Consider the following 451-nt stretch of genomic DNA (forward strand, 5'->3'; position numbering starts at 1 on the left):
GCCGTGCCCGAGGGCACCCACAAGGCGCGCACCGGGGTTTCGAACAGCTCCGAAAAACGCGCGTCGAGCTGTTTGCTCCAGCCATCGCCGTCATATGCGGTGTCGAGCACATTGGCGTCGGCCATGGCGGCGAGGACGGTGGCGTGGACGGGGGCGGCGTTGTCGGAGAAGAAGCGCATGGCACAGCAATGCGGGCGTGCATGCCCGGCGTCAACCGGCGCTATTGGTCGTCGTTCGGATCACTCTGGTCGCGGCGCGGGGCGCGATCGTCGGGGGCATCGCGGCGGCGGTCGCGCTGGTCGGGGCGGCTGGGCGCGAAGTCGATTTCGCCATTGCGCAACCGTATCCGTCCGACGCCCGGAATCTCGCCCTCGACCGGGGGGATCGCGCTGGGATCGAGGAAGTTTTCGAGCGCGTCGCCCAGCGAATTGCCCGCATCGGGATCGACCTC

General features: G+C 68.7%; 1 protein-coding gene. It reads right to left on the bottom strand.

Annotated features, from left to right (window positions below):
• Nucleotides 1-220: 220 nt before the first annotated feature.
• Nucleotides 221-451 (bottom strand): hypothetical protein (locus AACY08_RS29670; protein ID WP_339472651.1); only part of this gene is annotated, 231 nt, incomplete at its 5' end.

Source organism: Pseudomonas sp. EL_65y_Pfl1_R83, assembly GCF_963970695.1.
GTDB classification, from domain to species: domain Bacteria; phylum Pseudomonadota; class Gammaproteobacteria; order Pseudomonadales; family Pseudomonadaceae; genus Aquipseudomonas; species Aquipseudomonas tritici.